Here is a 25,331-nt window from a genome sequence, read left to right on the forward strand (position 1 = left end):
GGCGGCACCCCGGCAGTGGGGCGCGGAGGGCGACCGCTTCCTCACCGGACGATGACGGTGGTCCCCTGGGCGTAGTGCAGGACTGCGTGCACCGTGGAGCCGAGCCGGGCGACGAGGGTATTGCGTCCCTTGGCGCCGAGCACCACGCAGGAGCTTGTCCGCGCATGAAGGACGATGATCCGCGGCACAGTAGGGCCGGCGAGCGAGTCCTCGACGACGACGGCGTCGACGTCATCGGGCAGCAGGTCCAGGGCCTGTTCGATCACCGGATCGTGCTTCGACGCCGGGACGGGTGGTCGCGTGATGGCGTACCTGCTGTAGGGCCGGACATGAAGCAGCTGCACGGGAACGTGTCGCGCCCGTGCCATGTCCGCGGCGACGTGCAGGGCCTTGATGCTCTCGGGCGATCCGTCGAGGGCCACGAGGATGCCCCTTCGTCGCGGTCGCTCCCTGCTCACCACTGCAATCGGGCAGGAGGCACTGGCCGCGAGGTGAAGGCTCACGGACCCGATGAGGAGACCCTTGAAGCCGCCGAGGCCGCGCGCACCCGTCACCAGGAGGGAGGCGTCCGCAGAGGCCTGGGTGAGCACCTCCGAGGCGTTGCCCACGACCGGACGGGCGCTCACGTCGACTCCCGGCTCGGTCTGTCTGGCGAGATCCACTCCTTCGGCAGTTGTTCTTTCAGCTGCTGCCCGCAGGGCCTCGTCCCTGGCATCGGGAACGAAGCCGAGCTCCTTCGGGTGGAACATCGTCATCCAGCAATGCAGGACGACCAGGGGGAGCCCAGTTGCCGCAGCATGGTGAACAGCCCACAGGACTGCTCGTCGCGAGGTCTCGGATTCGTCATAGCCGACGATGATCGGTTTCCCATGCGTCACGGTGGTACTCACACGGAAGCCCCGGTCCACGTCTCCGGGCGGGGCGGGTCAGAGGCCGCATCCATGGTGACTCCCTATCCTGGTCGGACACTCGGTATCCGATCCTGGCGTGATTCGTCGGCCTGCAGGAAGGGGCGAAGGGCTCGTTCTGGAAGCAGCACGGGTGCTCACCGGCCTGCGGCTCGCCGGCGTCGCGCGCGCAGCATGACGTGCGCGCCGAGGCCGAGCACGATCAGGGCCAGTGGAATGGCGCCGGGTTCACCGTCTGCAGAGATCTGCCGAACCATGAGGGCCACCCCGACCGTCACGAGCAGGATCGGTACCAGTCTCTTCATATCCGGCCTCCCGGGACGTCTCGTGTCATGACGGATCCTCGCTGCCGGCGGCCCGATGCGAGGCGGGCTGCGTGAGGGCTTCCGCGTCCACCTCGTCGACCCACTCGAGCAGGTCGCCCGGCTGGCAGTCGAGGACCCTGCACATCGCTTCCAGTGTGCTGAAACGCACCGCTTTGGCCCGCCCGTTCTTGAGGACGGCAACGTTCGCCGGTGTCAGGCCGATGCGGTCTGCGAACTCACCGACGCTCATCTTCCGTCGGGCGAGCTCCACGTCGATGCGTACGACGATCGGCATCAGATCACCTCGTCGAGTTCGGTGCGGAGATTGCGCGCTTCGACGTCGCGTGCCACGGCCTGCTTCAGCAGGGCCTTCAGCACCAGGACGATCAGGGCGACAGCGGCCAGCATGACCGCGACCCCGCCGATCAACAGGACCACTCCGGGCGCCACCGCTTCCCCGGGGGCGAGGGCGACACCGAGCCCGAAGGTCAACAGGGACGCGGCTGCGAAGGCACCGATCACCAGATGAACCAGGCGGAAGGCGTCGGTCGAGAACACTGTGCCACGCCGCACCATCGTCAGCAGCCCCCAGACACAGACCACCGCGACCTGACCCGCGAGGATCGCCGAGACGCTCAGGGTCACCATGGGGATGAGGATCATCGCAACGTCGGGATCAGCCTCCCTGATGTCCCGGGTCAGCAAGGAGAGCACCACCACCTGAATGAAGATCGATCCGGCGAACATCATTGCCAGGACCAGGCGCAACGCCGCTACTGTCAGTCTTCCCATGACTTCCCCTCTGTCCGAATAATGATACTAATCTATCGCTATTCGATATAGATCACAAGACTCACGATCGAGTGAAGCAGCATGAGGCCGCGCCGCCACCGATGCGGATGGTCTGCGAGGCGCCATCGACTGCGACGTCGGCCTGGGTCCGCTCACGAACGCCATGCCCGTCCGGCGTCTGCGCCTGCTGGACGGGAGCGTCGCCGATGCGGTGTCGGTGGTGGCGTGGGTCGACATGCCGTCCTGGCGGTTCTCCGCAGTGACCGGATACACCTCGCCCGAAGGGTGCAGATCCCGGTCTGACCGTCACGGAAGCTGGTCGAGCAGTTCCAGCTCCTCGGTGCGGCTCAAGCCGGACCTTCGTTCGCGGCCAAGTCCCAGGTTCCGTTCGGCCTCGAGAGTGCGTCGGATGGTCCGGCGCAGATCCTTCAACCGCCCGCCCGAGGCGTGGAATGCGGTGTTGTCCCGTCGAGCGAACCCGACAGCGTCCCTCGGCAGCCACAGGGGGAGCGATCGGGGGCCGGCCCAGAACCGGACGTCGTGCTCGACCAGCCATTCATCGGACGCCGTCACGATGTCACCGGTGAATCCGGCAGCGTCCGCGGCCATCGAGAGAACGTCGGCGAGAGCATGCTGGTTGCCGACGGCGTTGACGACGCCGGTGACATCCGCAGCGCCGGCCTCCGTGATGAACGCTGCAAGATCCTCGACGTCGATCACCTGCACCGCACGGTCCCCGGGTATCGGGGACAGCACCGGCCCGCTACCGGCGAGCGCGAATCGCCCCGCCCAGTAACTGAACCTGTCGCTTCCATCGCCGGGCCCGGCGATCAACCCGGGCCGCACGATCAGGAGGCGGTCACGCAGCGCTTCCTGTGAGGCCCGTTCCGCGGCCACCTTCGCCTGCCCGTAGTCCGCCGGATCCACCGGTGCCAGCAGGGTCGCGGATTCATCCGCGTCGGCAACCGTGTCCGAGGCATACACCGACACGGACGACACCAGCGTCCAGTGCTGGGCCCGGTCCGCAAGCGCATCAAGGGCGCCCCGCACCAGTGCCGGTTCGTAGGAGAGCTCCACCACCTCGTCCCACGACCTATTCGACACGGCCCGGTATCCGTCCGCAGCTCTCCGGTCGGCCCGCACGAACACCACACCGGAGGGCGCGCGGCCGGACTCACCCCGCGCCAGGCACGTCACCGTGTCGCCGTTCAGCACGAGCCGGCGGGTGATGGCGGATCCGAGCCACGCGGTTCCCCCGAGCACCAGGACATGACGCATCCTGCCAGTCAACCGGGAGTATCAGGCAATTTCAATCACTTCACCGGTCAGCGGACCATGTCCTTCACGTGCCACCTTCCACGGGCAGGAGCGCAGCACCTCGGCGCCGCGGCACTGCACCTCTGACGTCTCAATTCGTGAACGTGAACACCGTGACGGGCGAAGCGGCGGCCCCCAGTGACCGGTAGAACTTTAGGGCGTGCCCGTCCTCGTCGTCGGCCGGAACGAAGATCTCGCTGATGCCTTCCGCCGCGGCCGAAGTACGTAGTGCAGCGATGAGCCGACTCGCGATGCCGCGCCTCTGGTGGGCCGGCAGCACGGCAAGATCGTAGATGAACAATTCCGACGACGGCGAGCGCGTCATCGGCAGGGTATGAGCCGTGAGCCCTGCAACGATCTGCGGGCCGATGAATGCCGCGAGCGCCCAGAAGCCTTCTCGACCGAGAAGGTCATCAACGTAGTCCGCACCGAGTGGTTCGTAGCCCTCCTCGAAGACGTGGGCCATCATCTCGAACAGGGCCGTCGCCTCAGTGACGTCTCCCTGGACCAGGCGCCTGATGTCGAGCTCGCTCATTGCAGCATGGTCCCACGCTCAGGCCGGCGTGTCAGGCGAAGGGCGCACGTCCTGCGGTCAGGCGCTGAGCTCCACAAGTTTCGCGACGGTGGTGGCATTCCGTGCGGTGCCGACGACACCGAGTATCTTTTCGAACCGGGCCGAGGAGAGTCTCGAGCCCGCGACAGCGCCGGCGTAGCGCACGAACACCTCCGTGCGGTCGACGACGAACAGGTCGGGTGTGCCGAATGAGGGGTCGAGAGCGCCGCGAGGGCGCGGCATCTCCTCGAGGAATATGGACATCACCAACCGACCCTCCTGTGTTCCGACGAACGGGTTGCGCCGCTCGGCGTCGACGAGTTGGTCATGCGAGCGGATGATGACGGGCAGGTCGTGACCGAAGTTCTGGTGGACGGTCCGCCTGACGAGCGCTGCAAAGGCCGGCGCAGGTCGGTCGTCATGATCGAACACGACATTGCCCGCGACCTGCAAGGTCGTCACCCCTGTAAGGCCAGCATCTTCCAGTGCTGAGCGCAGGTCGGCCATCCGCAGGGCAGTCGGCCCTCCCACGCCTCGGATCAAAGCAACCGATCTCGACATGGCGACAGCATAGCCACCCAGGTTCGGGAGGCCTGGCGACGGACAGTCGGGTCCGGCATCCGCCCGATGTGGTGGTCAGCCGGCCCCCGGCGTGGTCCGGTCGCTGAGTTCTCGTGCCGTGCGGCTCTTACGCCGGGGACCGACCTGCGGGAGACTGGCGCCATGCGGACACTGACCTTCGCCATGAACCTCAGCCTGGACGGCTATGTCGCGGCGCCGGGTGGTGACCTCGGCTGGAGCGTACCCGGCGACGAACTGTTCCAGTGGTGGTCCGACCGGGTCGGGGCAACGGATCTGGCGCTGTACGGGCGCGGACTGTGGGAGACGATGAGCTCGCACTGGCCGACGGCCGACCGGCAGCCGGACGTCACCCCGGCGCATGTCGAGTATGCCCGCCGCTGGCGGGACATGCCGAAGGTCGTGTTCTCCTCGAGGACCACCGCGGTCGACTGGAACGCCCGACTGTTCACGGGGAGCGCAGTCGCTGAGATCGCCCGGCTCAAGGCAGGCGACGGCGGTCCCATGGACATCTGCGGTGCCACCCTCGCCGCGTCTGCCATGCGCGCCGGGCTGATCGACGAGTACGTGCTCGTCACCCACCCGGTCCTGGTGGGCGGAGGCACACCGTTCTTCACCGCCCTGGACACCTGGGTGAATCTGAACCTGGTGGAGACCCGGGCGTTTCCCGACGGCCTGCTCCTGACCAGGTACGAGACCAGGCGCTGACCGACTGCGGGAGCGCCGTCGTGGCGTCCTATTCGCGCAGCTGCTGCACCATGTCGAGGACGACCGCGCGGAGATCGCCGCCGTTCTCCGCCGCGACCTTGCGCTGGCGCTGGTACCCGGCACCGCGCCGGAGGATGGTCTCGACGTCCGCGAGTTCGCTGCTGCAACCGAGCTTCGCGGCGATCGGCTCGAGCCGGTTCAGGACGTCGACGAGATGCTCGGTGACGAGCCTCTCGTTGCCCGCGGCGTCGAGGATGATGATGGCGTCCAGACCGTAGCGGGCCGCCCGCCACTTGTTCTCCTGGATGTGCCACGGCTGCATGGTGGGAATGGTCCCGCCGTCGTCGAGGGTGTCGGAGAACTCCTGCACGAGGCACTGGGTGAGGGCGGCAACTGCCCCGACGTCCTGCAGGGTTGAGAGGCCGTCGCAGACCCGCATCTCCACCGTGCCGAGGTTCCCGACAGGCCGGATGTCCCACCGGATCTCGCTGACGGAGTCGATCACCCCGGTGGTGAACATGTCCTGGACGTAGGACTCGTAGCCCGCCCAGTCGTCGAAGTGGAACGGCAGGCCCGCCGTGGGCAGCTGCTGGAACATGAGGGACCGCTGGGAGGCGTAGCCGGTGTCCTCGCCGCCCCAGAACGGCGACGACGCCGAGAGCGCCTGGAAGTGCGGGAAGTAGTTGGTCAGGCCGTCCACCACCGGCAGCGCCTTGTCCCGGGAATCGAGCCCCACATGCACGTGCACACCGTAGATGACCATCTGGCGGCCCCACCACTGTGTGCGGTCGATCAGCTTCGCGTACCGCTCCCGGTCCGTGACCTGCTGTGCCTTCGGCGCGCTGAAAGGATGTGACCCGGCACAGAAGAGTTCGACGCCCATGGGATCCGTGACCTCGCGGACGGCGGCGAGGGAGCGCGCCAGATCCGCCGTGGCCTCACCGACCGACGTGCAGACGCCGGTCACGAGCTCCACCGTGTTGAGGAGCAACTCCTGCTTGATGTGGGGGTGCTCGTCGTCGTCCTGCAGTTCGGGGTGGTTCGCGCTGACCCCACGCAGCACCTCGCCCGCCACGGAGACGAGTTCCCCGTTGTAGCGGTCCACGAGCGCCAGTTCCCACTCGACGCCGAGCGTGGACTGGGCTGACTGCGCGAAGTCGATTTTCAAGGGCTTGCTCCTGGGGCGGTGCGGGAGGGTGACAGGGTGCCTCGGCAACGCGCCGTCGCGGGAGAGACTCGTCCCAATATTAGTGCCTGGTGCACGGCCGACGTGCGGCGGTTCACGGCGGTCCGACAGGGCGGTGCTGGGATGATGGGTGGGTGCCCATCCTGAACAAAGACATGACCCTCTGCATCTCCCTGGCTGCGCGGCCCAGCAACATCGGCACGCGCTTCCACAATTACCTCTACGAGGAGCTGGGGCTCAACTACATCTACAAGGCGTTCACCACCAGCGATCTGCCGTCGGCCATCGCGGGCCTGCGCGGCCTCGGCATCCGCGGGTGCGCCGTCTCGATGCCGTTCAAGGAGGACGTCATCGCCCTCGTGGACCACCTCGATCCCTCGGCCAGGGCCATCGACTCCGTGAACACCATCGTGAACGACGACGGCGTCCTCACCGCCTACAACACCGACTACCTCGCGATCGAGCGGCTCCTGCGCGAGCATGCCGTGCCGGTCACGCACTCGGTCCTCGTCCGGGGGTCCGGCGGCATGGCGAAGGCCGTCGTCGCCGCCCTGCGGGACTCGGGTTTCACGCGGGTGGCGGTCGTGGCCCGCAACGAGCGCACCGGCCGGGCACTCGCCGACCTCTACGGTTTCGACTGGCAGCAGGAGGTGGGGGAGTCGACGGCGGATCTGCTGTTGAACGTGACCCCGCTGGGCATGACCGGCCCCGACGCCGGTGCCCTCGCCTTCCCGCGGGCGGCGCTCGACGCCGCACAGGTGGTGTTCGACGTCGTCGCCTCCCCGTCGGAGACGCCGCTGATCCTCGCCGCCCGCGCAGCGGGGACACCCGTGATCACGGGAGCGGAGGTCGTCGCCCTGCAGGCCGAGGAGCAGTTCGTCCTCTACACGGGAATCCGGCCGACGCCGGAGCAGGTCCGGGCCGCAGGCGAGTTCTCACGCCGCCAGGCCTGAGGGTTCTCGGGCGGTCCGGACGTCAGACCCGGTACCACCGGACCCCGTGCGGCTCGAGGGTGATGCCCGGCCGCAGCAGCTCCGACTCGCCGCTGATGAGGTCCACAGCGCTGTCCGGCAGGCCCGAGAGCGTCCGGGCGTCGACGTCCTGCGGGGACTCCGCGAAGTTCGCGAACACGACGACGGTGGACTCCTCGCCGTCGAGCAGGCCGGGCCGCTGGTAGCCGAGGACGTGCGCGTTGTTCGTGTGGAACGGGAGAAGGCGTCCGCCGGCGAACTCCGGTGTCTGCCGCCGCGCCCCGATGAGGCGGGTGAGTCCGGCGAAGATCGCTCCGGGGTCCGTCGTCGGGTCCGTCCGCGCAGCGTAGCGGTCCGCGGGGTATCCGGGCCGGCCCACCCAGCGGCTGTCCTCGGCCTTCGCGGGATCAGCCGCGTACGAGTGGTCGTTGAGCTGGCCCACCTCGTCGCCGAGGTACAGCAGCGGGATGCCGCCCGTGCTGAGGATGATCGAGTGGGCGAGGAGGATCCGCGCGACGGCGGCGCCGTCGTGCGCCTCCAGCCCCGCGAGGGACGCCGTGGTGCCGGAGATCCGGCAGTCCCCGGTGCGGGGGTTGTCCTGGAACGGGACGCCGCGCGCGAAGCTGTCCGGGAAGCGGTCGACGTAGAAGGCGTTGAGGAACCGCCGGTGGTCGTGGCCGTTGATGCCGAGCTCGGCGGCATCCTCGTCGGAGAAGGTCCAGCCGATGTCGTCGTGGCTGCGGACGTAGTTGACCCAGGCCGTGCCCTCCGGGATGCCGTGCCGGTGCTCGAGGGCCTGGGCGAGCAGGGCGACCTCCCGGGTGGCCAGCGAGTTCCAGATGAGCGCCATCTGCAGCGGGTTGTAGCTGAGCTGGCATTCGCCGCGGTCGATGTACTGCACCACCTCGTCCGGGTGCACGATCGCCTCCGACTTGAACAGCAGGGAGGGTGCGGCGAGGCGGCACACCGCGTTGAAGGCCTGCAGCAGCAGGTGTGCCTCGGGCAGGCTCTCGCAGGTGGTGCCGAGCTGCTTCCAGATGAAGGCGACGGCGTCCATCCGGATGATGTCGACCCCCTGATTGGCGAGGTAGAGCATCTCGCCGGCCATGGCCCTGAACACACGCGGGTTGCGGTAGTTGAGGTCCCACTGGAAGGAGTGGAACGTGGCCCACACCCACCGGCCATCCTCCAGCGGCACGAAGGAGCCGGGGTGGTCGTCGGGGAAGATCTCCCGGACGGTCCGCTCGTAGGCGTCCGGCATCTGCCGGTCGGGGTAGATCAGGTAGAAGTCCGCGTACTCGGGATCACCGGCGGCGGCCCTGCGCGCCCACTCGTGCTCGTCGGAGGTGTGGTTGAAGATGAAGTCGACGACGAGGGCGATCCCGTCCTCCCTCAGCTCCCGGGCGAGGTCGGCGAGCTCCTCCATGGTCCCGAGCGACGGGTCCACGTCGCGGTAGCTCGAGACCGCGTAGCCGCCGTCGGAGTTCTCCTCGGGGGCGCGGAAGAACGGCATGAGGTGCAGGTAGGTGAGGCCGAGCTCGCGGAAGTAGGGGATCCGCGCCCGGAGGCCGGCGAGGTCCCCGGCGTAGAGGTCCACGTAGCAGACGCCGCCGAGCATCCGGTGGGAGGAGAACCAGTCCGGCGCCATGGCACGCGAGGCGTCGAGGGCCTTGAGATCCGCAGGGCGGTCCTGCCAGGACGCGGCGGCGTCGAGCGCCACCTGCAGCAGTTCGCCGTCCGCTCCGGGCCCGTAGATGCGGTGGAACAGCGACTGCAGGCGCGGGAACTCCGTGTCGAAGCGGGCCTGGAAGGACTGCCAGTCGGCGTCCGACGTCGTCGGGCGGCGGGCCGAGGACAGCTCGGCCCGGATGCGGTCGTGGGAGAGAGCATGTGCGGAACTCATCCCGCAAGCCTATTCGAGCGGGCTCCGGGGCCGCCTTGCACACGAAGCGCCGCGCCCCTGACGGGACGCGGCGCTTCGGAGGACAGCGGGGTGTGCTGGAGGATTACTCCGACACGGGGATGGACTGCGCCTTCAGCGCGTCGATCGTCGCCTGCTGCCCGTTTTCGAGAGCGTCCATCAGGGTGCCGGAGCCGCCGATGGCTGCACCGAACCCGTCGGAGACGTCCGTGTAGGTTTGCGTCATGGTGGGGCCCCAGGTGAAGTCGGGATCCACATTCGAGGATGCCTCGGCAAAGACGTCGTAGATCTTCTGTCCACCGTAGAACTCGACGCCGCCCGAGAAGGCCTCGAGGTCGGCTGCGGACTTCGCTGCCGGGTACAGGCCGCCGAGTTCGTTGGCGAGGGCGAGGGCTTCGGGATCGGTGTTCAGCCAGAGCGCGAACTGCGCTGCCTCGGCCGGGTGGTCGGTGCCCTTCAGGACCGCGGTGGACGAGCCGCCCCAGTTGCCGGCGCTCTGGGTGTCGGCTTCCCACTGCGGCATGGGGGCGACGGCCCACTTGCCGGCCGTGTCGGGTGCGCCGTCGGACAGGGTGGTGGCTCCCCAGACCGCGGAGACCCAGGTCCACTGCTGTCCCTCGTTGAAGGATGCGTTCCACTCGTCCGAGAAGGACGGCAATGTGGAGACGAGGTCCTCGGACAGCAGGTCCTGCCAGTAGGTGGCTACTTCCTCGGATTCCTCACCGGTCAGGTTCACGTCCCAGCTCTCGCCGTCGTTCGAGAACCACTGGCCGCCGTTCTGCCAGACCATGCCGGCGAACCAGTTGACGTCGGTCTTCGGGAAGTTGGTGATGTACGCACCCTCGGCCTTGATCTGCTCGGCCGCGGCGGCGTACTCCTCCCAGGTGGTGGGTACCTCGATGCCGGCCTGCTCGAAGAGGTCCGCGCGGTAGTACATGGCCATGGGTCCGCTGTCCTGGGGAACGGCGTAGACGGAGCCTTCCTCGCCGAAGGTCACCTGCCCCCAGGTCCAGTCGACGAACTGGTCCTCCGCCTCTTCGATGCCCTCGCACTCGGCGATGTTCTCCAGGCCGTCCTGCACCCGGAAGTTCGGCAGGGCGTCGTATTCGATCTGGCCGAGGTCCGGCGCGTTGCCGGCCTGGATCTGGTTGAAGAAGTTCTGGTACGTGCCCGAGTTGCCGTTGGGCCCGGTCTGCACCTCGACCTGGATGTCAGGGTTGTCAGCGTTCCACAGCTCGACGACCTCGTTCATCCCGGGAACCCAGGTGGTGAACTGCAGTGTCACGGGCCCATCGGAGGCCTCGCAGGGGGCCGCTTCGCCACCCGCTTCAGAGCTGTCCCCGCCGGCTGAACAGCCGGAGAGAGCCAGCGCAGAGATCATGGCAAAGGCCGCGGTGACTTTTCCGTAATGCGCGCGCATTGTCTTTCCTATCGGTTGATTGAGCAGTGCGGCATGGGGGCGGATGCCCCCGCACCTGTGGTGCTGGTCGGGAAGATCAGGGGATTCACTTGACGCTGCCGGCGCCGAGCCCGCTGCTCCAGAACCGCTGGAGGGCGAGGAAGGCGATGATCAGCGGGACGATCGAGACGAGTGCCCCGACGATCACGAGGGACCTCAGCTCGGGGATCTGGCTGATCTGGCTGTTCCAGGCGTACAGTCCCAGGGTCACGGGGAAGAGCGCCTGGTCGCGCAGCATGATCAGCGGCAGGAAGAAGTTGTTCCAGATGGTGACGAACTGGAACAGGAAGATGGTCACGAGAGCCGGCGCCATCAGGCGCGAGGACAGGCTGAAGAATGTCCGCACCTCCCCGGAGCCGTCGAGGCGCGCGGCCTCCAGCAGCTCGGTGGGAACACTCGCTGCAGCATAGATCCGCGCCAGGTACACGCCGAAGGGGCTGACGAGGCTCGGCAGGAAGACCGCCAGCATGGTGTTGGTGAGCTCCACCTGGCTGAAGAGGAGGAACAGGGGCAGTGCCAGGGCGGTGGCGGGAACGAGCACACCGCTGAGGACGACGTTGAAGATCGACTCCCGGCCCCGGAACTCGTACTTCGCGAGGGCGTAGCCGCACATGGCCGCGACGATCGTCCCGATGAGGGCGCCGACGCCGGCGTAGAGCGCGGAGTTCAGCAGCCACCGGCCGAAGAGGCCGTCCCCGTAGGTGAAGAGTCGACCGATATTGGTGAAGAACGTGCCGGGCGAGTTCGCCGTGAACCACAGCGGGGCCGTGGAGGTGATCTCCCCGCTGGTCTTCGTCGAGGTGATGAGCAGCCACCAGATGGGGGTCAGGAAGTAGAGGGTGAAGACGCCCATGATGAGCATCGCGGCGCTGCGGGACATGACGCTCTGCCGGGGTCCGCGTCCGCGGTTCTCGGTGTCGCCGGCCGTCGAGCGTCCGCCGCGCGGCCGCTTGGAGGCTGTGGCTGGGGTCGCCATCACTGGGATACCTTCCGCTGGGTGGCCTTCAGGAAGACGAAGGAGAGGATGAACGTGGCGAGCGCGAGGACCACCGAGAAGGCGGCCGCCAGGTTGTAGTTGGGGACGGACGCCGTGGTGTAGACCGCGAGGTTCGGGGTGTAGGTGCTGCTGATCGCCGAGCTGAAGCTGCGCAGGGTCTGTGGTTCTGCCAGCAGCTGGAGCGTGCCGATGATCGAGAAGACTCCGGTGAGGATGATCGCGGGGACCACCAGGGGGATCTTGATGCGCCAGGCGATCTGGACGTTGCTGGCGCCGTCGAGCCGTGCCGCCTCGTAGATCTCGTGGGGGATCGCCAGGAGGGATGCGTAGATGATCAGCATGTTGTAGCCCACGTAGACCCACGTCACGATGTTCGCGATGGCCCACAGCACGAGCTCGGCGCCCAGGAAGTCGATGCTCGAGGTCACGGGGCCGAACGGCGAGAGCGAGGGCGAGTACAGGAAGCCCCACATGATGGCCGCGATGACGCCGGGGACGGCGTAGGGCGCGAAGAATGCCAGACGGAAGAACTTTTTCCCCTTGAGCAGCGGCGAGTCGAGGAGCAGCGCGAACAGCAGGGCGAGGCCGAGCATGACCGGTACCTGTACGGCACCGAACAGCAGCACGCGGCCCACCGACTCCCAGAAGGCGGTGTCCTGGAAGACCTGCTGGTACTGCACGAAGCCGCCGAAGACCTGCTGGGGCGCCCCGAAGGTACCCTGCCGCTCGACGGTGAGCAGCGACTGGATGATCGCGTAGACGATCGGGATGGCGTAGAAGGCGAGGAAGAGCAGCGCGAACGGGGCGATGAAGATGGCCACGGCGCGGCGCTGGGCCCCCGACGAGCGGCTCTTCCGCGCGGCCGGGGGCGCCTTCGGGGACCCGGCCGGAGTGCTAGTGACGGTCATTTCCTGCGTCCTTTCGGCCCTGGGCGGAGCCGTCGGTGGGGGTTGCTGGGGTAGTGCGGACAACGCGTACTGCGCCCGCGGGAACGACGACGGCGTCGGCGACGGCCTCCGCGGTCAGCAGTTCCAGTCCGCTGACCCGGTGCTTGCGGTCCTCGGTGCCGTGGTTGATGAGGAAGAGGTACTCGTGACCGTTGCCGCAGCGGGTGACCGTCTCGAGGCCGGTCTGCACGTCGGGGACGGGCACATCGGCGGCGGCGGCGGCGCGCAGCAGCAGGTCCCGGAGGACGCCGCCGTCGAGCACCGTGCCGACGTACCAGGCGGTACCCGCGCCGAAGCGGTTGCGGGTGACGGCGGGGCTGCCGGCGTGGTGGCCGGTCGCGAAGCTCAGCATGGCTTCGGCGGTGGTGAGGCGGACTGCCTCGGACCAGAGCGATGCGGGGGAGCCGTTGTCGAGGGTGAGCGGATGCGCCGGGTCGAGCGGGAAGAACTCCTCGGACCGGAGGCCGAGCATGTCCCGGAACGCTCCGGGATAACCGCCGGGGCGGACCCTCTCGTTCTCGTCCACGATGCCGCTGAAGAAGGTGACGACGGCGGATCCGCCGCCGGCCACGAAGTCGCTGATGACGGCGGCGTGGTCGTCGCGGATCAGGTAGAGATTCGGGACCACCACGAGGCGGTAGGCGGAGAGGTCCGCGCCGGGCGCCACGACGTCGACCGTGATGCCGGCGTCCCACAGGGCCTTGTAGGCGGCGTGCACCTGCTCGATGTAGCGGACGTCACCGGACGGGTGCGACTCCTGGTCGTGGGCCCACCAGGCCTCCCAGCTGAACACCAGCGCGACGTCCGCGTGCACGGTCGTGCCGGCGAGTTCCCGCAGCTTCACGAGGGAGGATCCGAGTTCGACGACGTCGCGCCAGACCTGCGAGTCCGTCCCGGCATGGGGCACCATCGCGGAGTGGAATTTCTCGCTGCCCTGCAGCGATGCGCGCCACTGGAAGAAGCACAGCCCGTCCGCGCCGCGGGCGAGGTGGGTGAGCGAGTTGCGGATCATCTCGCCCGGGCCCTTGGCGATGTTGCGGGGCTGCCAGTTCACGGCGCCGGTCGAGTGCTCCATGAGCAGCCACGGCCGGCCCTGCGCCAGCCCGCGGGTGGTGTCGGCGGTGAAGGCGAGTTCGGCCAGTGGGGCGTCCAGGCGGTGGTCCAGATAATGGTCGTTGGCGATGACGTCCATCGAGGGCGCCCAGGTCCAGTAGTCCTGGTTGCGGATGTGCGCCGCGACCATGAAGTTCGTGGTGACGGGGGCAGCGCTGTTGGCCCGCAGGACGGCCTCCTCCGCCGCGTAGTGCGCGAGGAGTTCGTCGGAGCTGAAGCGGTTGAAGTCGAGCGTCTGCGTCGGGTTGGTCGCGGAGAGCGTGGCCCTCGGGGGCAGGATCTGCTGCCACCCGGAATACCGCTGGCTCCAGAACGCGGTGCCCCAGGCGGCGTTGAGGGCGTCGAGCGTCTGATAGCGCGCCCGCAGCCACCCCCGGAACGCCTCGGCCGAGACGTCGCAGTAGCACAGGGAGTTGTGGCAGCCGAGCTCGTTCGAGACGTGCCACAGGCGCAGCGCCGGATGGCTGCCGTAGCGGGCGGCGACCTGCCCCACCAGGACGAGGGCGTGTTCGCGGTAGATGGGAGAGCTGGGGCAGAACGCCTGCCGGCCGCCCGGCCAGCGGGCCGTGCCGTCGGCGGCGCGGGGGAGGAGTTCCGGGTGGGCTGTGGTGAGCCAGGCCGGGGTCGACGACGTCCCGGTGCCCAGGTTCACCCCGATGCCGTTCTCGGCGAGGAGGTCCATGACGGCGTCGAGGTTCTCGAAGCGGAAGACCCCCGGCTCGGGCTGCAGTTCCGCCCAGCCGAAGATGTTGACGGCCACGAGATTGACGCCGGCCTCTTTCATCAGGCGGACGTCCTCCACCCAGACGGACGGGTCCCACTGCTCGGGGTTGTAATCACATCCGTAGACGAGCCGCCCGTCGCCGGACAGTCCTGCGACGGTGGTGGTGTGTGCCAAACCTGCTCCTCGGTGCTGCGGTGCCGATTCTCGGGCGGCTGCCGCAGGAGAGGTGCGGGCACGTTCTGTGAACGCTCCCACATTCGCGGGTCGGGCACTCCGTCGAGAATCTGTGAACGTTCCCAGAGTAATTCAGGTCACATCGGGTGTCAACGGCGCATGTTCGGCGCGAGGCGCACCTGGATGCGGCAGGGCCGAGAACGACGGCGTGTTCCACAGGGCACCACGTCCTGCGATCCACGGGAGTCACGCATCACCTATTGCTAAGGGGGGTGATCAGTACCACAGTGAGGTGGGACACAACGGGGAGGCCGTCCATGAGTACTTCTGCAGACCATGCATCAGACGCATCCGCCACCACGAAGGAGCCCGAACTCAAGCGGGTCCTCGGGCCGAAGCTGCTCCTCCTGTTCATCGTGGGGGACATTTTGGGCGCGGGGGTGTACGCCGTCACCGGGACGATGGCCGGGACGGTCGGAGGGCTGGTGTGGCTCCCGTTCCTGCTCGCCTTCATCGTCGCGACCATGACAGCGTTCTCCTACCTCGAACTCGTCACGCAGTATCCCCAGGCGGCAGGGGCCGCGCTGTACACGCACAAGGCGTTCGGCATCCACTTCGTCACCTTCCTGGTGGCCTTCGCCGTCGTCTGCTCCGGCATCACCAGCGCCGCAACGTCCGCCAACGTGCTGGCGCAGAACTTCTTCGGCGGCCTCGAGGTCAACGGCTGGATGGACATGCCGGGGCAGGGGATGCTCACCGCCGTCGCGCTCGGCTTCATGCTCCTGCTCGCGCTGATCAACCTGCGGGGCGTCGGCGAGAGCGTCAAGTTCAACGTGGTGCTGACGCTCATCGAGGTCGCCGCGCTGTGCATCGTGATCGGCGTGGGCTTCTACGTCATGGCGCAGGGCACCGGCAACGTGGGCCAGGTCTTCGTGTTCACCGATTACCAGGACAAGGGCCTCTTCCTGGCCGTCACGGCGGCCACCTCCATCGCCTTCTTCGCGATGGTGGGCTTCGAGGACTCCGTCAACATGGTCGAGGAGACGCAGAACCCGGAACGCATCTTCCCGCGGACCATGCTGACCGGCCTCGGCATCGCGGTCATCTTCTACATGCTGGTGGCCGTCTCGGTGGTCACCGTGCTGAGCCCCACCGAGCTGGAGGGCATCCGGGAGGCCGAGGGTGCGGCGCTGCTCGAGGTGGTGCGCAAGGGCTCACCCGACTTCCCCATCGACCAGATCTTCCCCTTCCTCGCCGTCTTCGCCGTCGCGAACACCGCCCTGATCAACATGCTGATGGCCAGCCGCCTCATCTACGGGATGGCCCGGCAGGGGGTCCTGCCCCGCCCGCTGGGCAAGGTGCTCCCGGTGCGCTGCACGCCCTGGGCCGGCATCGCCTTCTCGACGGTCCTGGCGCTCGGCCTGATCCTCTACGTGACCAGCGACCCGGACAGCAACGTCGTCGCCAACCTCTCCGGGACCACCGCGTTCCTGCTCCTGTGCGTCTTCGCCGTGGTGAACCTCGCGTGCCTGGTGCTGCGCCGCAAGCGGGACGTCAACCGGAAGGTGTTCTTCACCTCACCGGGGCCGCTTCCCGCGGTGGCCGGGGTCCTGTGCCTCTTCCTCGCCGGGCCGTGGGTGGGACGCGACGTCATCCAGTATCAGATCGCCGGGGGCCTCATGGCGATCGGCGTCGTGCTGTGGCTCGTCACCTGGCTAGTCAATCGGAGGACCAACACCCCCACGGGGGACCTGACGACGATCGACGGGTGAACAACGAGGAGCAGGGCTAGCATCGACGCATGGAGATCCTCCGCTACGCAGCCTTCACCGATCGGCCCGACGGCGGTAACCCCGCCGGAGTCGTGCTCGACGCGGACGGGCTGACACCCGAAGAGATGCAGGCCATCGCCGCCGACCTCGGGTACGCGGAGAGTGCCTTCCTCTCCCACCGTCGTCCCGGCAGCGCGACGGTCCGCTACTTCGCCCCCGAAGCGGAGATCCCCTTCTGCGGCCACGCGACGATCGCCACGGGCGTCGTGCTCGCCGAACGCGAGGGACCCGGGGCGCTTGCCCTCTCGACGCCGGTGGGGGTCCTCGCGGTCACGACGGATCGCGTGGACGACCGCCTCGTCGCGTCCCTCGAGACGGTGGAACCGTGGGTGGGCGCGATCGACGCCGGCTGCCGGGCGGACCTGCTGCGCCACCTCCGGCTCACCGAGGACGACCTGTCAGCAGACCTGCCCGTGATGCTGTCCTTCGCCGGCAACATCCACCCGATCGTGCCCGTGCGCGATGCCGGAGTCCTCCGCGCCCTCGACTACGACTACGACGGACTCAGAGCCCTCATGGCCGACCAGGGCTGGGTTGCGACGGTCGCCGTCGTGCACCGGCGCGCCCGGGAAGTCTTCGAGGCCCGCAACCCCTTCCCGCCGGGCGGAGTGCGCGAGGACCCTGCGACCGGTTCGGCGGCGGGGTCCCTCGGTGCCTACCTGCGGGCCCTCGGCGAGGTGGTCCCCCCGGTGACCCTCACCGTGCATCAGGGCGCCGACGTCGGCCGCCCGTCGCTGATCACGGTGGGAATCCCCGAGATCGGGCGCGTCACGGTCTCCGGCGGTGCGGTGCGGATCACCGCGTAGGACGCGAGGTCGCGCCGCTCGCCGCCGATCTCGAGGTAGCTGCCGAGGAGCCCTTCGTAGCTGAAGCCGGCCCGGCGGGCGACGCCGATGGACGCGGCGTTCCACGGCTCGATGTGCAGTTCCACGCGGTGGAGACCCGGTAGGGTCCACGCGAACAGGACCAGCGCACGCAGGGCATCGCTGGCCGTCCCGCGGCCGCGCGCGCCGGGGGCGACCGCGTACCCGGCCTGGCCCCGCCCCAGGGGGTAGTCGCGCAGCCACAGGCCGATGACGCCCAGTGCCTGATCCGTGCGGGCGTCCGCGATCGCGAAGGAGAAGCCGGCTCCCTCGGGGTGTCGCCCGCGCTGGCGGATGATGTAGTCGAGGGCCTCCTCGCGGCCGGCCTGGAACGGGAGCGTGCCGATGAGGGGCACGTAGGGATCGGTGGCCAGGTCGCGGACCATGCCCGCGTCCCTGTCCTCGACCCGCCGCAGGGTCACGGCGCCGAAGGCCGGCTCGACCTCCGGCCAGTCCGGAAGCGGCGGACCCACCGTCCCGGTCATGGGGCACCCTCGGGCGAGGTCATGGCCGTTGGCCGAGACGCGGCCAGGCGGAGGTCGGGTTGTCCTGGCTGGAGCAGATCGCCCCGCCGTCGGAGACGGTACGCGCCGGCCCGGATCCGTGGAGAGGCATCACGGTCCCGCGATCGGCGCGACGAGGGCACGCGTGACAGCGATCAGGTCCGCAGGGGCCAGCTCGATGTCGAGGCCCCGCCGGCCACCGGACACGAACACGGTCGCGTGGTCGAGCGCGGACCGGTCGACGACGACGGGGGATGCCTGCCGCTGGCCGATGGGGGAGATCCCGCCCAGGACGTAGCCCGTCCGCCGTTCGGCGGCGCCGGGATCGGCCATCGCCGCCTTCCGCCGGCCGAGCGCCGAGGCCAGGGCCTTGAGGTCGAGTGGACCGCTCACGGGGACGACGGCGGCCACGAGGGTCCCGTCGACGCTCGTCATCAGGGTCTTGAAGACGCGCTCCGGCGCAACGCCGAGGGCCGTGGCGGCCTCGAGCCCGTAGGAGGAGGCGCCCGCCTCATGGCTGTACGGGCGCGCCGCGAAGGGGACGTCCGCAGCCGTGAGGGCGGCGAGGGCGGGCGTACCGCGTGGTCCCGTCGTCCTCCTGCCGTCACTGCCGCGTGTCATCGCCCGGTCAGGACGCCGCCGCGGCTTCGTACGCCGTCGCCAGCTCGTGAGCCGAGGGAACACCCCAGGTGCCCGCGAAGTCGCACGAGAGGATGAAATCGGTCACGAGGCCGCCGGTCAGGACGAGCCCTTCGACGTAGTCGACGCCGTCACGCGTGACCCGCTCCACGCCCTGTCGTTCGAGGGCTGCGAGCACGTCGAGTGTCGCGGAGGGGTCCTGGTGGTTGAGGGAGCACCAGTAGACGTAGAGGCCCTCGAGTTCGTCGAGGGAGACCAGCGCTCCGTCGAGCGTGACGGTACTGGTGGCCTGGAGGAAGTGGTCGATGTGCTGCGATGTCGGCACATGACGCGGACTGCGGATCAGTGATCCGTCCGCTGGAGTAGCTGGAAGAAGATTTTTGGAGTCGTTCATGGCTTCACGCCCCTATCGGGGATGGTGCTCTCCTGCGGGTACCCGGCGAAGCCGCCGAGGTACCCAGAAGAAGAGCCGGAGAAACAGCCGCCTTCTTCTAGACCGCTCCCTCCAGAGTACGTCGCCCGCGCCCGAAACAGTACGTCGGTGGCGCGGAAGAGGCCTGCGGAGGCTCGGCTACAGTACACGTATGCCCACGATCCGCACCCGTTCCCGCCGGGCGACCATCAACGACGTCGCCAGCGCGGCAGGGCTCTCCCGGGGAACCGTGTCCCGCGTCGTCAACGGTGAGCGGTACGTGTCCGATGAAGCCCGCATCGCCGTCGAGGAGGCCATCGCGCGGGTGGGCTACGTCCGCAACTCCGCGGCCAGGAACCTCGTCACGCAGGAATCGCGGGCGATCGCCCTGATCATCCACGAGCCGCACTCGCTCCTGTTCGAGGACCCCAACATCGGCTCCATCCTCCTCGGGGCCAACGCCGTGCTCTCCCGGGCGGACTACCAGCTCGTCTCACTCATCATCGACTCCGACCGGGACAGCCGCAGGGTCGCCGACTACCTCCGCGGAGGCCTCGTGGACGGCGCGGTCATCGTCTCTGCCAGGGCCTCCGACCCCATCGCCTCCGCGGTGCGCGACATCGGCGTCCCGGCCGCCTTCGTGGGCCACCCGCCCGGCACCCCGGACCTCCCGTACGTGGCGATCGACAATGTCGCCGCGGCCCGCGCGATCACGCGACGCCTCCTGGAGACCGGACGCCGGACGATCGGCATGATCGCCTGCGCCATGGACCGCGATTCCGGCCAGGACCGCTTCGCCGGCTTCCGTGAAGCGCTGGGAGACCGGTTCGACCCCGCGCTGGTGGTCGAGTACCCGCTCTACACCTACGCCGCAGGGCTCGAGGGCATGCAGGAACTGCTGCGCCGCTCGCCCAGGATCGACGGCGTCTTCGCGGCCTCCGACGCCGTCGCCGCCGGTGCCATGACCGCGCTCCAGGAATCGGGGCGGAAGGTTCCCGGCGACGTCGGGATCGTCGGCTTCGACGACAGCAGCTGGGCCGTGCGGACCAGGCCCCAGCTGTCCACGGTCCGGCAGCCCGCCGACCTGCTGGGCAAAACGGCGGCGGAACTGGTCCTGGCCCAGATCCGGGGGCTGCCGAGCGCCATCCAGGTGCTCGACACGACCGTCGTATGGCGCGATTCGGCCTAGGCCCCCGGGGGCATTCTGCGAGGAGGACGCTCATGTGGATCGGGTTCATCGAGTTCGACGTCCTGCTCGGCGACGTGCACTCGCTGAAGGGCAAGCGCTCGGTGGTCCGTCCGCTCGTGGCCGATCTCCGGCGGAAATTCGAGCTGTCCGTCGCCGAGGTGGATCACCAGGACCTGCACCGCCGGGCCGTCGTCGGGGTGGGCCTGGTCGGCGCAGACCGGCAACACGTCGTGGACGTCCTGGACCGTGTGGAGCGGTACGTCGCGGCGAGGCCGGAGGTCGAGCTCCTCAGCGCCCGACGGCGGCTCCTCAGCAGCGAGGACTGAGTGTCCCTCAGGCGCCCGTCGACGACGCCGCGAGCCGGCGCAGCGGCCCGTCCCCGAAGGCGTCGAGCAGGGCCCTGATGTCCTTGTAGACCGCTACCGCGCCGGCCTCGCGCAGCTCCGCCTCGCTCGTGCCGCCCGAGGCGAGGCCCACCGTCGGGATGCCCAGGGCACCCGCGGCCTCGACGTCCCATACGGAGTCGCCGACGAACACGGTGTTCGCTGGGTCGAGCCCGCCGGCGTCGAGCGCTGCCTGCAGGATGTCCGGCGACGGTTTGGTGTTCTCGGCATCGGAGGAACTCGTGGCGGCGCTGATGGCGTCCTCGGCGTCGATGATGCTGCGGGAGACTCCTACCTCCTGCTGCGAGGAGGAGGAGGCGAGGACCACCGTCAGGCCGTCGTCGGCGCAGCGGCGCAGGAGGTCACCGGCCCCCTCGAAGGCGCGCAGGCCGGGCCAGTAGCTCGAGAAGAGGGCGCCGTGGGTCGCGTCCAACTCGGCGTCCTGGTCGGTGTCGCGGTCCTCCCCGAGCAGGTGCGCCACGAGCTTGTCACCGCCCATCCCGATGGCGCGGTGGATCTCGGCGAGGGGCACGTCGTGGCCGAACCGGCGGAACGCCTGCCACCAGGCCATGGTGTGCTGGTAGTTGGAGTCCACGAGCGTGCCGTCCACGTCGAACAGCACTCCGTGCCGGGTATCCGTTGCTGGGCTGGCGTCGTCTGCCATGTACTGCCTTCCGCTGGGCTGGATGAGTTCCTGACCGAGTCTAGGAAGGCACGCCGTCCCGTGTCGCGCGGCATCCCGGGTTGCGGAGGGCAGGGAGTGTGTGGCCCGTCCTCAGGGTGCGGGTACGGGTTCGACGACGATTGCCACGCGCTCGTCCCCGATGCGGGTCAGGACGAGGGTGGCCTTCTTCCGTCCCTTGCCCGATCCGGTCAGCAGTTGTCTGCGGACCTCCTCGGGGGTGACCGAGGTGCCGCGCTTCTTGATGTCGAGCACCCCGATCCCCTCCGCACGGACCCAGGCCTTCAGCGCCTTGACGTTGTAGGGCCGGACCTCGATGACCCGGTAGGCGCGTGCGAAGGGGGTGTCGGTGAACGAGGGTGCGCAGATGTAGGCGATCATCGGATCCAGCAGGTGCCCGCCGAGCCGAGCGGCCAGATCCGCGACGAGCTCGGCCCGGATGACGGCGCCCTCGGGCTCGTAGAGATAACCCCCGGGTTCCCCGACTTCGGGGACGGGTCCGTCCCCGAAGTCCCGCTCCGAGACCATCTCCGCCGCGCCCCGCGCCCCGAGGACGAGGGCGGCCCGCCGGACCCCCTCCCGGCGCAGCGCGTTGAACCAGAGGGCCACCTCGGTGACGTCGCCGTCCACCGAGACCCACTGCGCCTCGCAGGTCGCGGGGATGGAGCTGTGCGGCATGCCCGGGCCCATCTTCACGCCTACCGGCTTGCCGCCGTCCGCGAGGTCCTGGACGAAGGACAGCGGGGGTGAGAACGCCTCGGGGTCGAAGATCCGGGACGTGCCCGACGTCGTCGTCGTCCTGCGCGCCGGGTCGAGCCAGACGCCGTCGAACGCCGTGGTGTCCACGTCGGACGCATCCGCGTTGACGACGCGCGCGTTGGGGAAGGGGAACAGGTTCATGGTGGCAGCCGCGGCGGTCGTCTCGTCGAGTTCGACGGCGGTGACGTCGCGGTCGAGGGTGGCCAGGGCCATGCTGTCAGCACCGAGCCCGCAGCCGAGGTCGGCGACCCGGACGAGGCCGGCGTCGACGAAGCGCTGGGCGTGGCGGGCGGCGACCGTCAGGCGCGTCGCCTGCTCGAGGCCGGCCGCCGTGAAGATCATGCGCTCGGCGAAGGGACCGAACTTCGCGGACGCCTTCGCCCGGAGCCGTGACTGCGTGAGGGCGGCGGCGACCAGCTCGGGGGAGTAGCCGGCCTTCCGCAGCTGCCCGGTAAGGCGCAGGCTGTCGGCTTCGGTGTAGGGCCCGAGCGAGTTGAGCAGCTCCCAGCCCTCCGTGGTCAGGATGTCCGCGATGTTGTCCGAGCCCATGCTGCCAGCCTAGGCGAAGTACACGCCGATCCTGTTGCCGCGGATCTGCTCCACCTGGATCTCGACGTCGTACACCTCGCGCAGCACTGCAGGCGTCATGATCTCCTCCGGCGTGCCCTGCCGGATGAGGGCGCCGTCGCGCATCGCGAGGATCGTGTCCGAGTAGCAGGAGGCGAAGTTGATGTCGTGGATGACGAGCACCACGGTCTTCCCGAGGTCGTCGGCGAGGCGGCGGAGCAGGCGCATCATGTCCACGGAGTGCTTCATGTCGAGGTTGTTGAGCGGTTCGTCGAGCAGGATGTAGTCGGTGTCCTGGGCCAGCACCATGGCGATGAACGCCCGCTGGCGTTGCCCGCCGGAGATTTCGTCGACGAAGCGGTGGGCCAGGTCCGTGAGGTCGAGGTAGGCGAGCGCACGATCGATGAACTCCCGGTCCACGACGGTGGGGCGGCCGTTGTTGTGCGGGAACCGGCCGAAGCCCACGAGGTCCTGCACGGAGAGCCGGACGGTCAGCTGGTTCTCCTGGCGCAGGATGGCCAGGGTCCGCGCGAGGGCGGGTCCCGCCGTCGTGCTGACGTCCAGGCCGTCCACCACCACGGACCCGGCGTCGAGCGGGAGGAGCCTGCTCATCATGGACAGCAGCGTGGACTTGCCCGCGCCGTTCGGTCCGATGATCGAGGTGACGCCGGCCCGGGGGATGGTGCAGCTGACGTCGTCGACCACCGTGGCGGTGCCGTAGCGCTTGGTCGCGTGATCGATGGTGATCATCGGATACGGCCTTTCATCGGATACGGCCTTTCATCGGATACGGCCTTTCATCGGATACGGCCTTTCATCGGATACGGCCTTTCAGGAGGAGGACGAGGAAGACGATGCCGCCGGTGAACTCGATGACGATGCTGAGCGCGGTGTCGAACGCGAAGAGCTGCTCCAGGACGAGCTGCCCGCCGACGAGCGCAATCACCCCGAGGAGGACGGCGATGGGCAGCACCACGGCGTGCCGGAACTGGTTGCAGAGCTGGTAGGCGAGTGCGGAGACGAGCAGGCCGAAGAATGTGGACGGGCCCACGAGGGCGGTGGAGACGGCCACGAGCACCGAGCAGATCACGAGCACGAGCGTCACGGTGCGACGGTAGTCCACGCCGAGGCCCACCGCGGTCTCGCGGCCGAGCGCGAGGACGTCGAGCCGGTGGTGGAGCCGCCAGGCGGGGATGCACAGCCCGACGACGGCGACGGCGGAGAGGAGCAGGAGCAGGGGGTCGACCCGATTGAAGCTCGCGAAGAACAGATCCTGCAGAATGATGTACTCGCTCGGATCCATCAGCCGCTGCAGGAGCGAGGAGGCACCGCGGAAGAACACGCCGAACACGATCCCGACGAGCAGCAACAGGTGGAGGCTGCGTCCGCTGCCCAGGAACAGCCACCGGTACAGCAGCCAGGAGAATCCGACCATGAGGGACACCTCGATGGCGAAGCGGACGGGAGCGCCCATGGTGAGGAGCGTCCCGGCGCCGAGCACGAACGCCAATACCGTCTGGATCAGGATGTAGAGCGCGTCCAGCCCCATGATCGACGGGGTGAGGATCCGGTTGCCGGTGACGGTCTGGAACAGGACCGTGGACACCCCTACGGCGACGGCGACGAGCACCATCGCGCCGACCCGGTTCAGGCGCCGGGGGAGCACGTAGGCGGGGTCGCCCTCGAGGCCGACCAGGAGGAACGCCGTGATGAGCGCGGCAGCGGTGATGCCGAGGACCGTCAGCCAGGCGGCGGACGGAATGGACCGCACAGGTTTCCGCCCCGACTGCACCACGGCGGTGACGAGGGTGCCTGTCCTAGTGCGCACCGGTGTTCTTCCTCACGAGCAGGGTGATGAACAGGATGCTGCCGACCACGGAGACGGTGACGCCCACCGGCACCTCGTAGGGGAAGCGGATGATGCGTCCGAGGATGTCGCAGGCGAGGACGAAGCCCGCGCCGAGGACGGCGATCCAGGGCACGGCGCGGCGCACGTTGTCACCGATGAGCAGGGACACGAGGTTGGGGACGATCAGCCCGAGGAACGGAATGGCTCCGACGACCACGACGACGACGGCGCTGATGAGGCTCACGAGCACGAGGCCGAGGTTCATGGTGCGCCGGTAGTCCAGCCCGAGGTTCGTGGTGAACTCCTCGCCCATCCCGGCGACGGTGAAGCGGTCGGCGCAGAGGTAGCCGATGACGGCGAGCACCGCGACGATCCACAGCAGTTCATAGCGGCCGCGGACCAGCCCCGAGAAGTCGCCGATCATCCACGTGGTGAGGGTCTGCAGCAGGTCGAACCGATAGGCGAAGAAGGTGGTCACCGAAGCGATGACGCCGCCGAGCATGATGCCCACCAGGGGGACGATCAGGGTGTTGCGGAAGGGGATGCGGGCCAGGACGGCCAGGAAGAGGGCCGTCCCGGCCATGGCGAAGAGGGCCGCGACCAGCATCTTCCCGAGGATCGGCGCCCCGGGCAGGAAGAGCGTGGCCACGAGGATGCCCGCGGTGGCCGACTCGACCGTCCCCACGGTGGAGGGTTCCACGAACCGGTTCCGGGCCATGAGCTGCAGGATGAAGCCGGCGATGCTGAGGGCGACGCCGGCCAGGAGGACCGCCAGCGTGCGCGGCACCCGGCTGACGAGGAAGGTCTGCCGGACATCGGCGTCGCCGGCCAGTAGGTCCGCGGGCGAGACGTCGGAGACACCGACGAAGAGGCTGACGAGGGCGAGCAGCAGCACGGTCCCCCCGGCCAGCCACAGAGAGGCTGATCGGGAGGAACCGTGCTGCTGCGCCGGGCGCTGCGGCCGGAGTGCGGGTGCTGTCATGGAGGCGCCTGCGCGGG

27 protein-coding genes are annotated in these 25,331 nt (G+C 68.7%); 6 read left to right on the forward strand and 21 right to left on the reverse strand.

From position 1 onward, the window contains the following. Window positions 1–41: 41 nt before the first annotated feature. The 7 genes from ACX80F_RS00830 to ACX80F_RS00860 form a co-directional block, all read right to left on the reverse strand. On the reverse strand, window positions 42–890 hold the full coding sequence (locus tag ACX80F_RS00830; RefSeq protein WP_459334486.1) for a universal stress protein: 849 nt from the start codon (window positions 888–890) through the stop codon (window positions 42–44). A 155-nt stretch (window positions 891–1,045) separates the two neighbouring features. Beyond that, window positions 1,046–1,213, reverse strand: a complete 168-nt coding sequence (locus tag ACX80F_RS00835; protein ID WP_459334487.1) for a hypothetical protein — start codon at window positions 1,211–1,213, stop codon at window positions 1,046–1,048. Between the two features lie 25 nt (window positions 1,214–1,238). Then, the gene (locus ACX80F_RS00840) at window positions 1,239–1,508 is read right to left on the reverse strand and encodes a helix-turn-helix domain-containing protein (protein ID WP_459334488.1); all 270 of its coding nucleotides are present in this window, start codon (window positions 1,506–1,508) and stop codon (window positions 1,239–1,241) included. Then, window positions 1,508–2,005 (reverse strand): DUF2975 domain-containing protein, encoded by a 498-nt coding sequence (locus tag ACX80F_RS00845; protein ID WP_459334489.1) that lies wholly within the window; start codon window positions 2,003–2,005, stop codon window positions 1,508–1,510. The genes ACX80F_RS00840 and ACX80F_RS00845 overlap by 1 nt, the downstream gene beginning before the upstream one ends. Window positions 2,006–2,311: 306 nt before the next feature. Continuing rightward, window positions 2,312–3,283 carry an NAD-dependent epimerase/dehydratase family protein gene (locus ACX80F_RS00850; RefSeq protein WP_459334490.1) on the reverse strand — a complete coding sequence of 324 codons (972 nt, stop codon included), beginning with the start codon at window positions 3,281–3,283 and terminating at the stop codon, window positions 2,312–2,314. A 130-nt stretch (window positions 3,284–3,413) separates the two neighbouring features. Further along, the gene (locus ACX80F_RS00855) at window positions 3,414–3,857 is read right to left on the reverse strand and encodes a GNAT family N-acetyltransferase (RefSeq protein WP_459334491.1); all 444 of its coding nucleotides are present in this window, start codon (window positions 3,855–3,857) and stop codon (window positions 3,414–3,416) included. Window positions 3,858–3,914: 57 nt separating this feature from the next. Next, the gene (locus ACX80F_RS00860) at window positions 3,915–4,436 is read right to left on the reverse strand and encodes a DUF1697 domain-containing protein (RefSeq protein ID WP_459334492.1); all 522 of its coding nucleotides are present in this window, start codon (window positions 4,434–4,436) and stop codon (window positions 3,915–3,917) included. 162 nt (window positions 4,437–4,598) lie between these two features. On the opposite strand from ACX80F_RS00860, the gene ACX80F_RS00865 reads away from it, so the two are divergent. Next, a complete protein-coding gene (locus ACX80F_RS00865; RefSeq protein WP_459334493.1) occupies window positions 4,599–5,162 on the forward strand; it encodes a dihydrofolate reductase family protein in 564 nt (187 codons plus the stop codon). Window positions 5,163–5,190: 28 nt separating this feature from the next. Here ACX80F_RS00865 and ACX80F_RS00870 read toward each other — a convergent pair whose 3' ends face one another. Next, on the reverse strand, window positions 5,191–6,330 hold the full coding sequence (locus tag ACX80F_RS00870; protein WP_459334494.1) for a glutamate--cysteine ligase: 1,140 nt from the start codon (window positions 6,328–6,330) through the stop codon (window positions 5,191–5,193). Between the two features lie 152 nt (window positions 6,331–6,482). Between ACX80F_RS00870 and ACX80F_RS00875 the strand changes: the two genes are divergently transcribed. Continuing rightward, a complete protein-coding gene (locus tag ACX80F_RS00875) occupies window positions 6,483–7,301 on the forward strand; it encodes a shikimate 5-dehydrogenase (protein WP_459334495.1) in 819 nt (272 codons plus the stop codon). A 22-nt stretch (window positions 7,302–7,323) separates the two neighbouring features. On the opposite strand, the gene ACX80F_RS00880 is transcribed toward ACX80F_RS00875, so the two are convergent. From ACX80F_RS00880 to ACX80F_RS00900, 5 genes are all read right to left on the reverse strand, one after another. Next, window positions 7,324–9,222: an amylosucrase gene (locus tag ACX80F_RS00880; RefSeq protein ID WP_459334496.1), complete on the reverse strand. Its 1,899-nt coding sequence runs from the start codon at window positions 9,220–9,222 to the stop codon at window positions 7,324–7,326. A 103-nt stretch (window positions 9,223–9,325) separates the two neighbouring features. After that, window positions 9,326–10,660 carry an ABC transporter substrate-binding protein gene (locus ACX80F_RS00885; RefSeq protein ID WP_459334497.1) on the reverse strand — a complete coding sequence of 445 codons (1,335 nt, stop codon included), beginning with the start codon at window positions 10,658–10,660 and terminating at the stop codon, window positions 9,326–9,328. Window positions 10,661–10,745: 85 nt separating this feature from the next. Beyond that, window positions 10,746–11,579, reverse strand: a complete 834-nt coding sequence (locus tag ACX80F_RS00890) for a carbohydrate ABC transporter permease (protein WP_459334937.1) — start codon at window positions 11,577–11,579, stop codon at window positions 10,746–10,748. Between the two features lie 95 nt (window positions 11,580–11,674). After that, a complete protein-coding gene (locus ACX80F_RS00895) occupies window positions 11,675–12,604 on the reverse strand; it encodes a carbohydrate ABC transporter permease (RefSeq protein ID WP_459334498.1) in 930 nt (309 codons plus the stop codon). Beyond that, complete coding sequence (locus ACX80F_RS00900; RefSeq protein WP_459334499.1) at window positions 12,591–14,654, reverse strand: beta-galactosidase; 2,064 nt, start codon at window positions 14,652–14,654, stop codon at window positions 12,591–12,593. Before ACX80F_RS00900 ends, ACX80F_RS00895 begins: the two co-directional genes overlap by 14 nt. A 317-nt stretch (window positions 14,655–14,971) precedes the next feature. On the opposite strand from ACX80F_RS00900, the gene ACX80F_RS00905 reads away from it, so the two are divergent. Continuing rightward, window positions 14,972–16,426, forward strand: a complete 1,455-nt coding sequence (locus ACX80F_RS00905; RefSeq protein ID WP_459334500.1) for an APC family permease — start codon at window positions 14,972–14,974, stop codon at window positions 16,424–16,426. A gap of 29 nt (window positions 16,427–16,455) precedes the next feature. Next, the gene (locus tag ACX80F_RS00910; RefSeq protein WP_459334501.1) at window positions 16,456–17,292 is read left to right on the forward strand and encodes a PhzF family phenazine biosynthesis protein; all 837 of its coding nucleotides are present in this window, start codon (window positions 16,456–16,458) and stop codon (window positions 17,290–17,292) included. Here ACX80F_RS00910 and ACX80F_RS00915 read toward each other — a convergent pair. The 3 genes from ACX80F_RS00915 to ACX80F_RS00925 form a co-directional block, all read right to left on the reverse strand. Further along, the gene (locus tag ACX80F_RS00915; RefSeq protein ID WP_459334502.1) at window positions 17,193–17,834 is read right to left on the reverse strand and encodes a GNAT family N-acetyltransferase; all 642 of its coding nucleotides are present in this window, start codon (window positions 17,832–17,834) and stop codon (window positions 17,193–17,195) included. The two genes, ACX80F_RS00910 and ACX80F_RS00915, sit on opposite strands and share 100 nt — an antisense overlap. 129 nt (window positions 17,835–17,963) lie before the next feature. Next, window positions 17,964–18,473 (reverse strand): Cys-tRNA(Pro) deacylase, encoded by a 510-nt coding sequence (gene ybaK / locus ACX80F_RS00920; protein ID WP_459334503.1) that lies wholly within the window; start codon window positions 18,471–18,473, stop codon window positions 17,964–17,966. A 7-nt stretch (window positions 18,474–18,480) separates the two neighbouring features. After that, on the reverse strand, window positions 18,481–18,816 hold the full coding sequence (locus tag ACX80F_RS00925) for a hypothetical protein (protein ID WP_459334504.1): 336 nt from the start codon (window positions 18,814–18,816) through the stop codon (window positions 18,481–18,483). Between the two features lie 259 nt (window positions 18,817–19,075). Here ACX80F_RS00925 and ACX80F_RS00930 point away from each other — a divergent pair, with 259 nt between their 5' ends. Further along, window positions 19,076–20,092 carry a LacI family DNA-binding transcriptional regulator gene (locus tag ACX80F_RS00930; RefSeq protein ID WP_459334505.1) on the forward strand — a complete coding sequence of 339 codons (1,017 nt, stop codon included), beginning with the start codon at window positions 19,076–19,078 and terminating at the stop codon, window positions 20,090–20,092. 32 nt (window positions 20,093–20,124) lie between these two features. Beyond that, window positions 20,125–20,418, forward strand: a complete 294-nt coding sequence (locus ACX80F_RS00935; protein ID WP_459334506.1) for a DUF503 domain-containing protein — start codon at window positions 20,125–20,127, stop codon at window positions 20,416–20,418. Window positions 20,419–20,425: 7 nt separating this feature from the next. On the opposite strand, the gene ACX80F_RS00940 is transcribed toward ACX80F_RS00935, so the two are convergent. The 5 genes from ACX80F_RS00940 to ACX80F_RS00960 form a co-directional block, all read right to left on the reverse strand. Continuing rightward, window positions 20,426–21,139 (reverse strand): HAD family hydrolase, encoded by a 714-nt coding sequence (locus ACX80F_RS00940; protein WP_459334507.1) that lies wholly within the window; start codon window positions 21,137–21,139, stop codon window positions 20,426–20,428. A 111-nt stretch (window positions 21,140–21,250) separates the two neighbouring features. Further along, window positions 21,251–22,465, reverse strand: a complete 1,215-nt coding sequence (locus tag ACX80F_RS00945) for a class I SAM-dependent methyltransferase (RefSeq protein ID WP_459334508.1) — start codon at window positions 22,463–22,465, stop codon at window positions 21,251–21,253. Window positions 22,466–22,474: 9 nt separating this feature from the next. Further along, window positions 22,475–23,233, reverse strand: a complete 759-nt coding sequence (locus ACX80F_RS00950; RefSeq protein WP_459334509.1) for an iron ABC transporter ATP-binding protein — start codon at window positions 23,231–23,233, stop codon at window positions 22,475–22,477. Between the two features lie 64 nt (window positions 23,234–23,297). Beyond that, on the reverse strand, window positions 23,298–24,311 hold the full coding sequence (locus tag ACX80F_RS00955; RefSeq protein WP_459334510.1) for an iron chelate uptake ABC transporter family permease subunit: 1,014 nt from the start codon (window positions 24,309–24,311) through the stop codon (window positions 23,298–23,300). Beyond that, window positions 24,301–25,314, reverse strand: coding sequence for an ABC transporter permease (locus tag ACX80F_RS00960; RefSeq protein ID WP_459334511.1), 1,014 nt, complete (start codon window positions 25,312–25,314; stop codon window positions 24,301–24,303). Before ACX80F_RS00960 ends, ACX80F_RS00955 begins: the two co-directional genes overlap by 11 nt. Between the last annotated feature and the right edge of the window lie 17 nt (window positions 25,315–25,331).

The organism is Arthrobacter sp. TMS2-4, assembly GCF_054511075.1.

Coding starts and splice junctions, on each gene's coding strand:
- ACX80F_RS00880 (WP_459334496.1), bottom strand. CDS start 9,222: ATGAGTTCCGCACATGCTCTCTCCCACGACCGCATCCGGGCCGAGCTG.
- ACX80F_RS00910 (WP_459334501.1), top strand. CDS start 16,456: ATGGAGATCCTCCGCTACGCAGCCTTCACCGATCGGCCCGACGGCGGT.
- ACX80F_RS00885 (WP_459334497.1), bottom strand. CDS start 10,660: ATGCGCGCGCATTACGGAAAAGTCACCGCGGCCTTTGCCATGATCTCT.
- ACX80F_RS00935 (WP_459334506.1), top strand. CDS start 20,125: ATGTGGATCGGGTTCATCGAGTTCGACGTCCTGCTCGGCGACGTGCAC.
- ACX80F_RS00845 (WP_459334489.1), bottom strand. CDS start 2,005: ATGGGAAGACTGACAGTAGCGGCGTTGCGCCTGGTCCTGGCAATGATG.
- ACX80F_RS00950 (WP_459334509.1), bottom strand. CDS start 23,233: ATGATCACCATCGATCACGCGACCAAGCGCTACGGCACCGCCACGGTG.
- ACX80F_RS00840 (WP_459334488.1), bottom strand. CDS start 1,508: ATGCCGATCGTCGTACGCATCGACGTGGAGCTCGCCCGACGGAAGATG.
- ACX80F_RS00855 (WP_459334491.1), bottom strand. CDS start 3,857: ATGAGCGAGCTCGACATCAGGCGCCTGGTCCAGGGAGACGTCACTGAG.
- ACX80F_RS00960 (WP_459334511.1), bottom strand. CDS start 25,314: ATGACAGCACCCGCACTCCGGCCGCAGCGCCCGGCGCAGCAGCACGGT.
- ACX80F_RS00915 (WP_459334502.1), bottom strand. CDS start 17,834: ATGACCGGGACGGTGGGTCCGCCGCTTCCGGACTGGCCGGAGGTCGAG.
- ACX80F_RS00940 (WP_459334507.1), bottom strand. CDS start 21,139: ATGGCAGACGACGCCAGCCCAGCAACGGATACCCGGCACGGAGTGCTG.
- ACX80F_RS00895 (WP_459334498.1), bottom strand. CDS start 12,604: ATGACCGTCACTAGCACTCCGGCCGGGTCCCCGAAGGCGCCCCCGGCC.
- ACX80F_RS00945 (WP_459334508.1), bottom strand. CDS start 22,465: ATGGGCTCGGACAACATCGCGGACATCCTGACCACGGAGGGCTGGGAG.
- ACX80F_RS00865 (WP_459334493.1), top strand. CDS start 4,599: ATGCGGACACTGACCTTCGCCATGAACCTCAGCCTGGACGGCTATGTC.
- ACX80F_RS00890 (WP_459334937.1), bottom strand. CDS start 11,579: ATGTCCCGCAGCGCCGCGATGCTCATCATGGGCGTCTTCACCCTCTAC.
- ACX80F_RS00860 (WP_459334492.1), bottom strand. CDS start 4,436: ATGTCGAGATCGGTTGCTTTGATCCGAGGCGTGGGAGGGCCGACTGCC.
- ACX80F_RS00850 (WP_459334490.1), bottom strand. CDS start 3,283: ATGCGTCATGTCCTGGTGCTCGGGGGAACCGCGTGGCTCGGATCCGCC.
- ACX80F_RS00835 (WP_459334487.1), bottom strand. CDS start 1,213: ATGAAGAGACTGGTACCGATCCTGCTCGTGACGGTCGGGGTGGCCCTC.
- ybaK (WP_459334503.1), bottom strand. CDS start 18,473: ATGACACGCGGCAGTGACGGCAGGAGGACGACGGGACCACGCGGTACG.
- ACX80F_RS00930 (WP_459334505.1), top strand. CDS start 19,076: ATGCCCACGATCCGCACCCGTTCCCGCCGGGCGACCATCAACGACGTC.
- ACX80F_RS00905 (WP_459334500.1), top strand. CDS start 14,972: ATGAGTACTTCTGCAGACCATGCATCAGACGCATCCGCCACCACGAAG.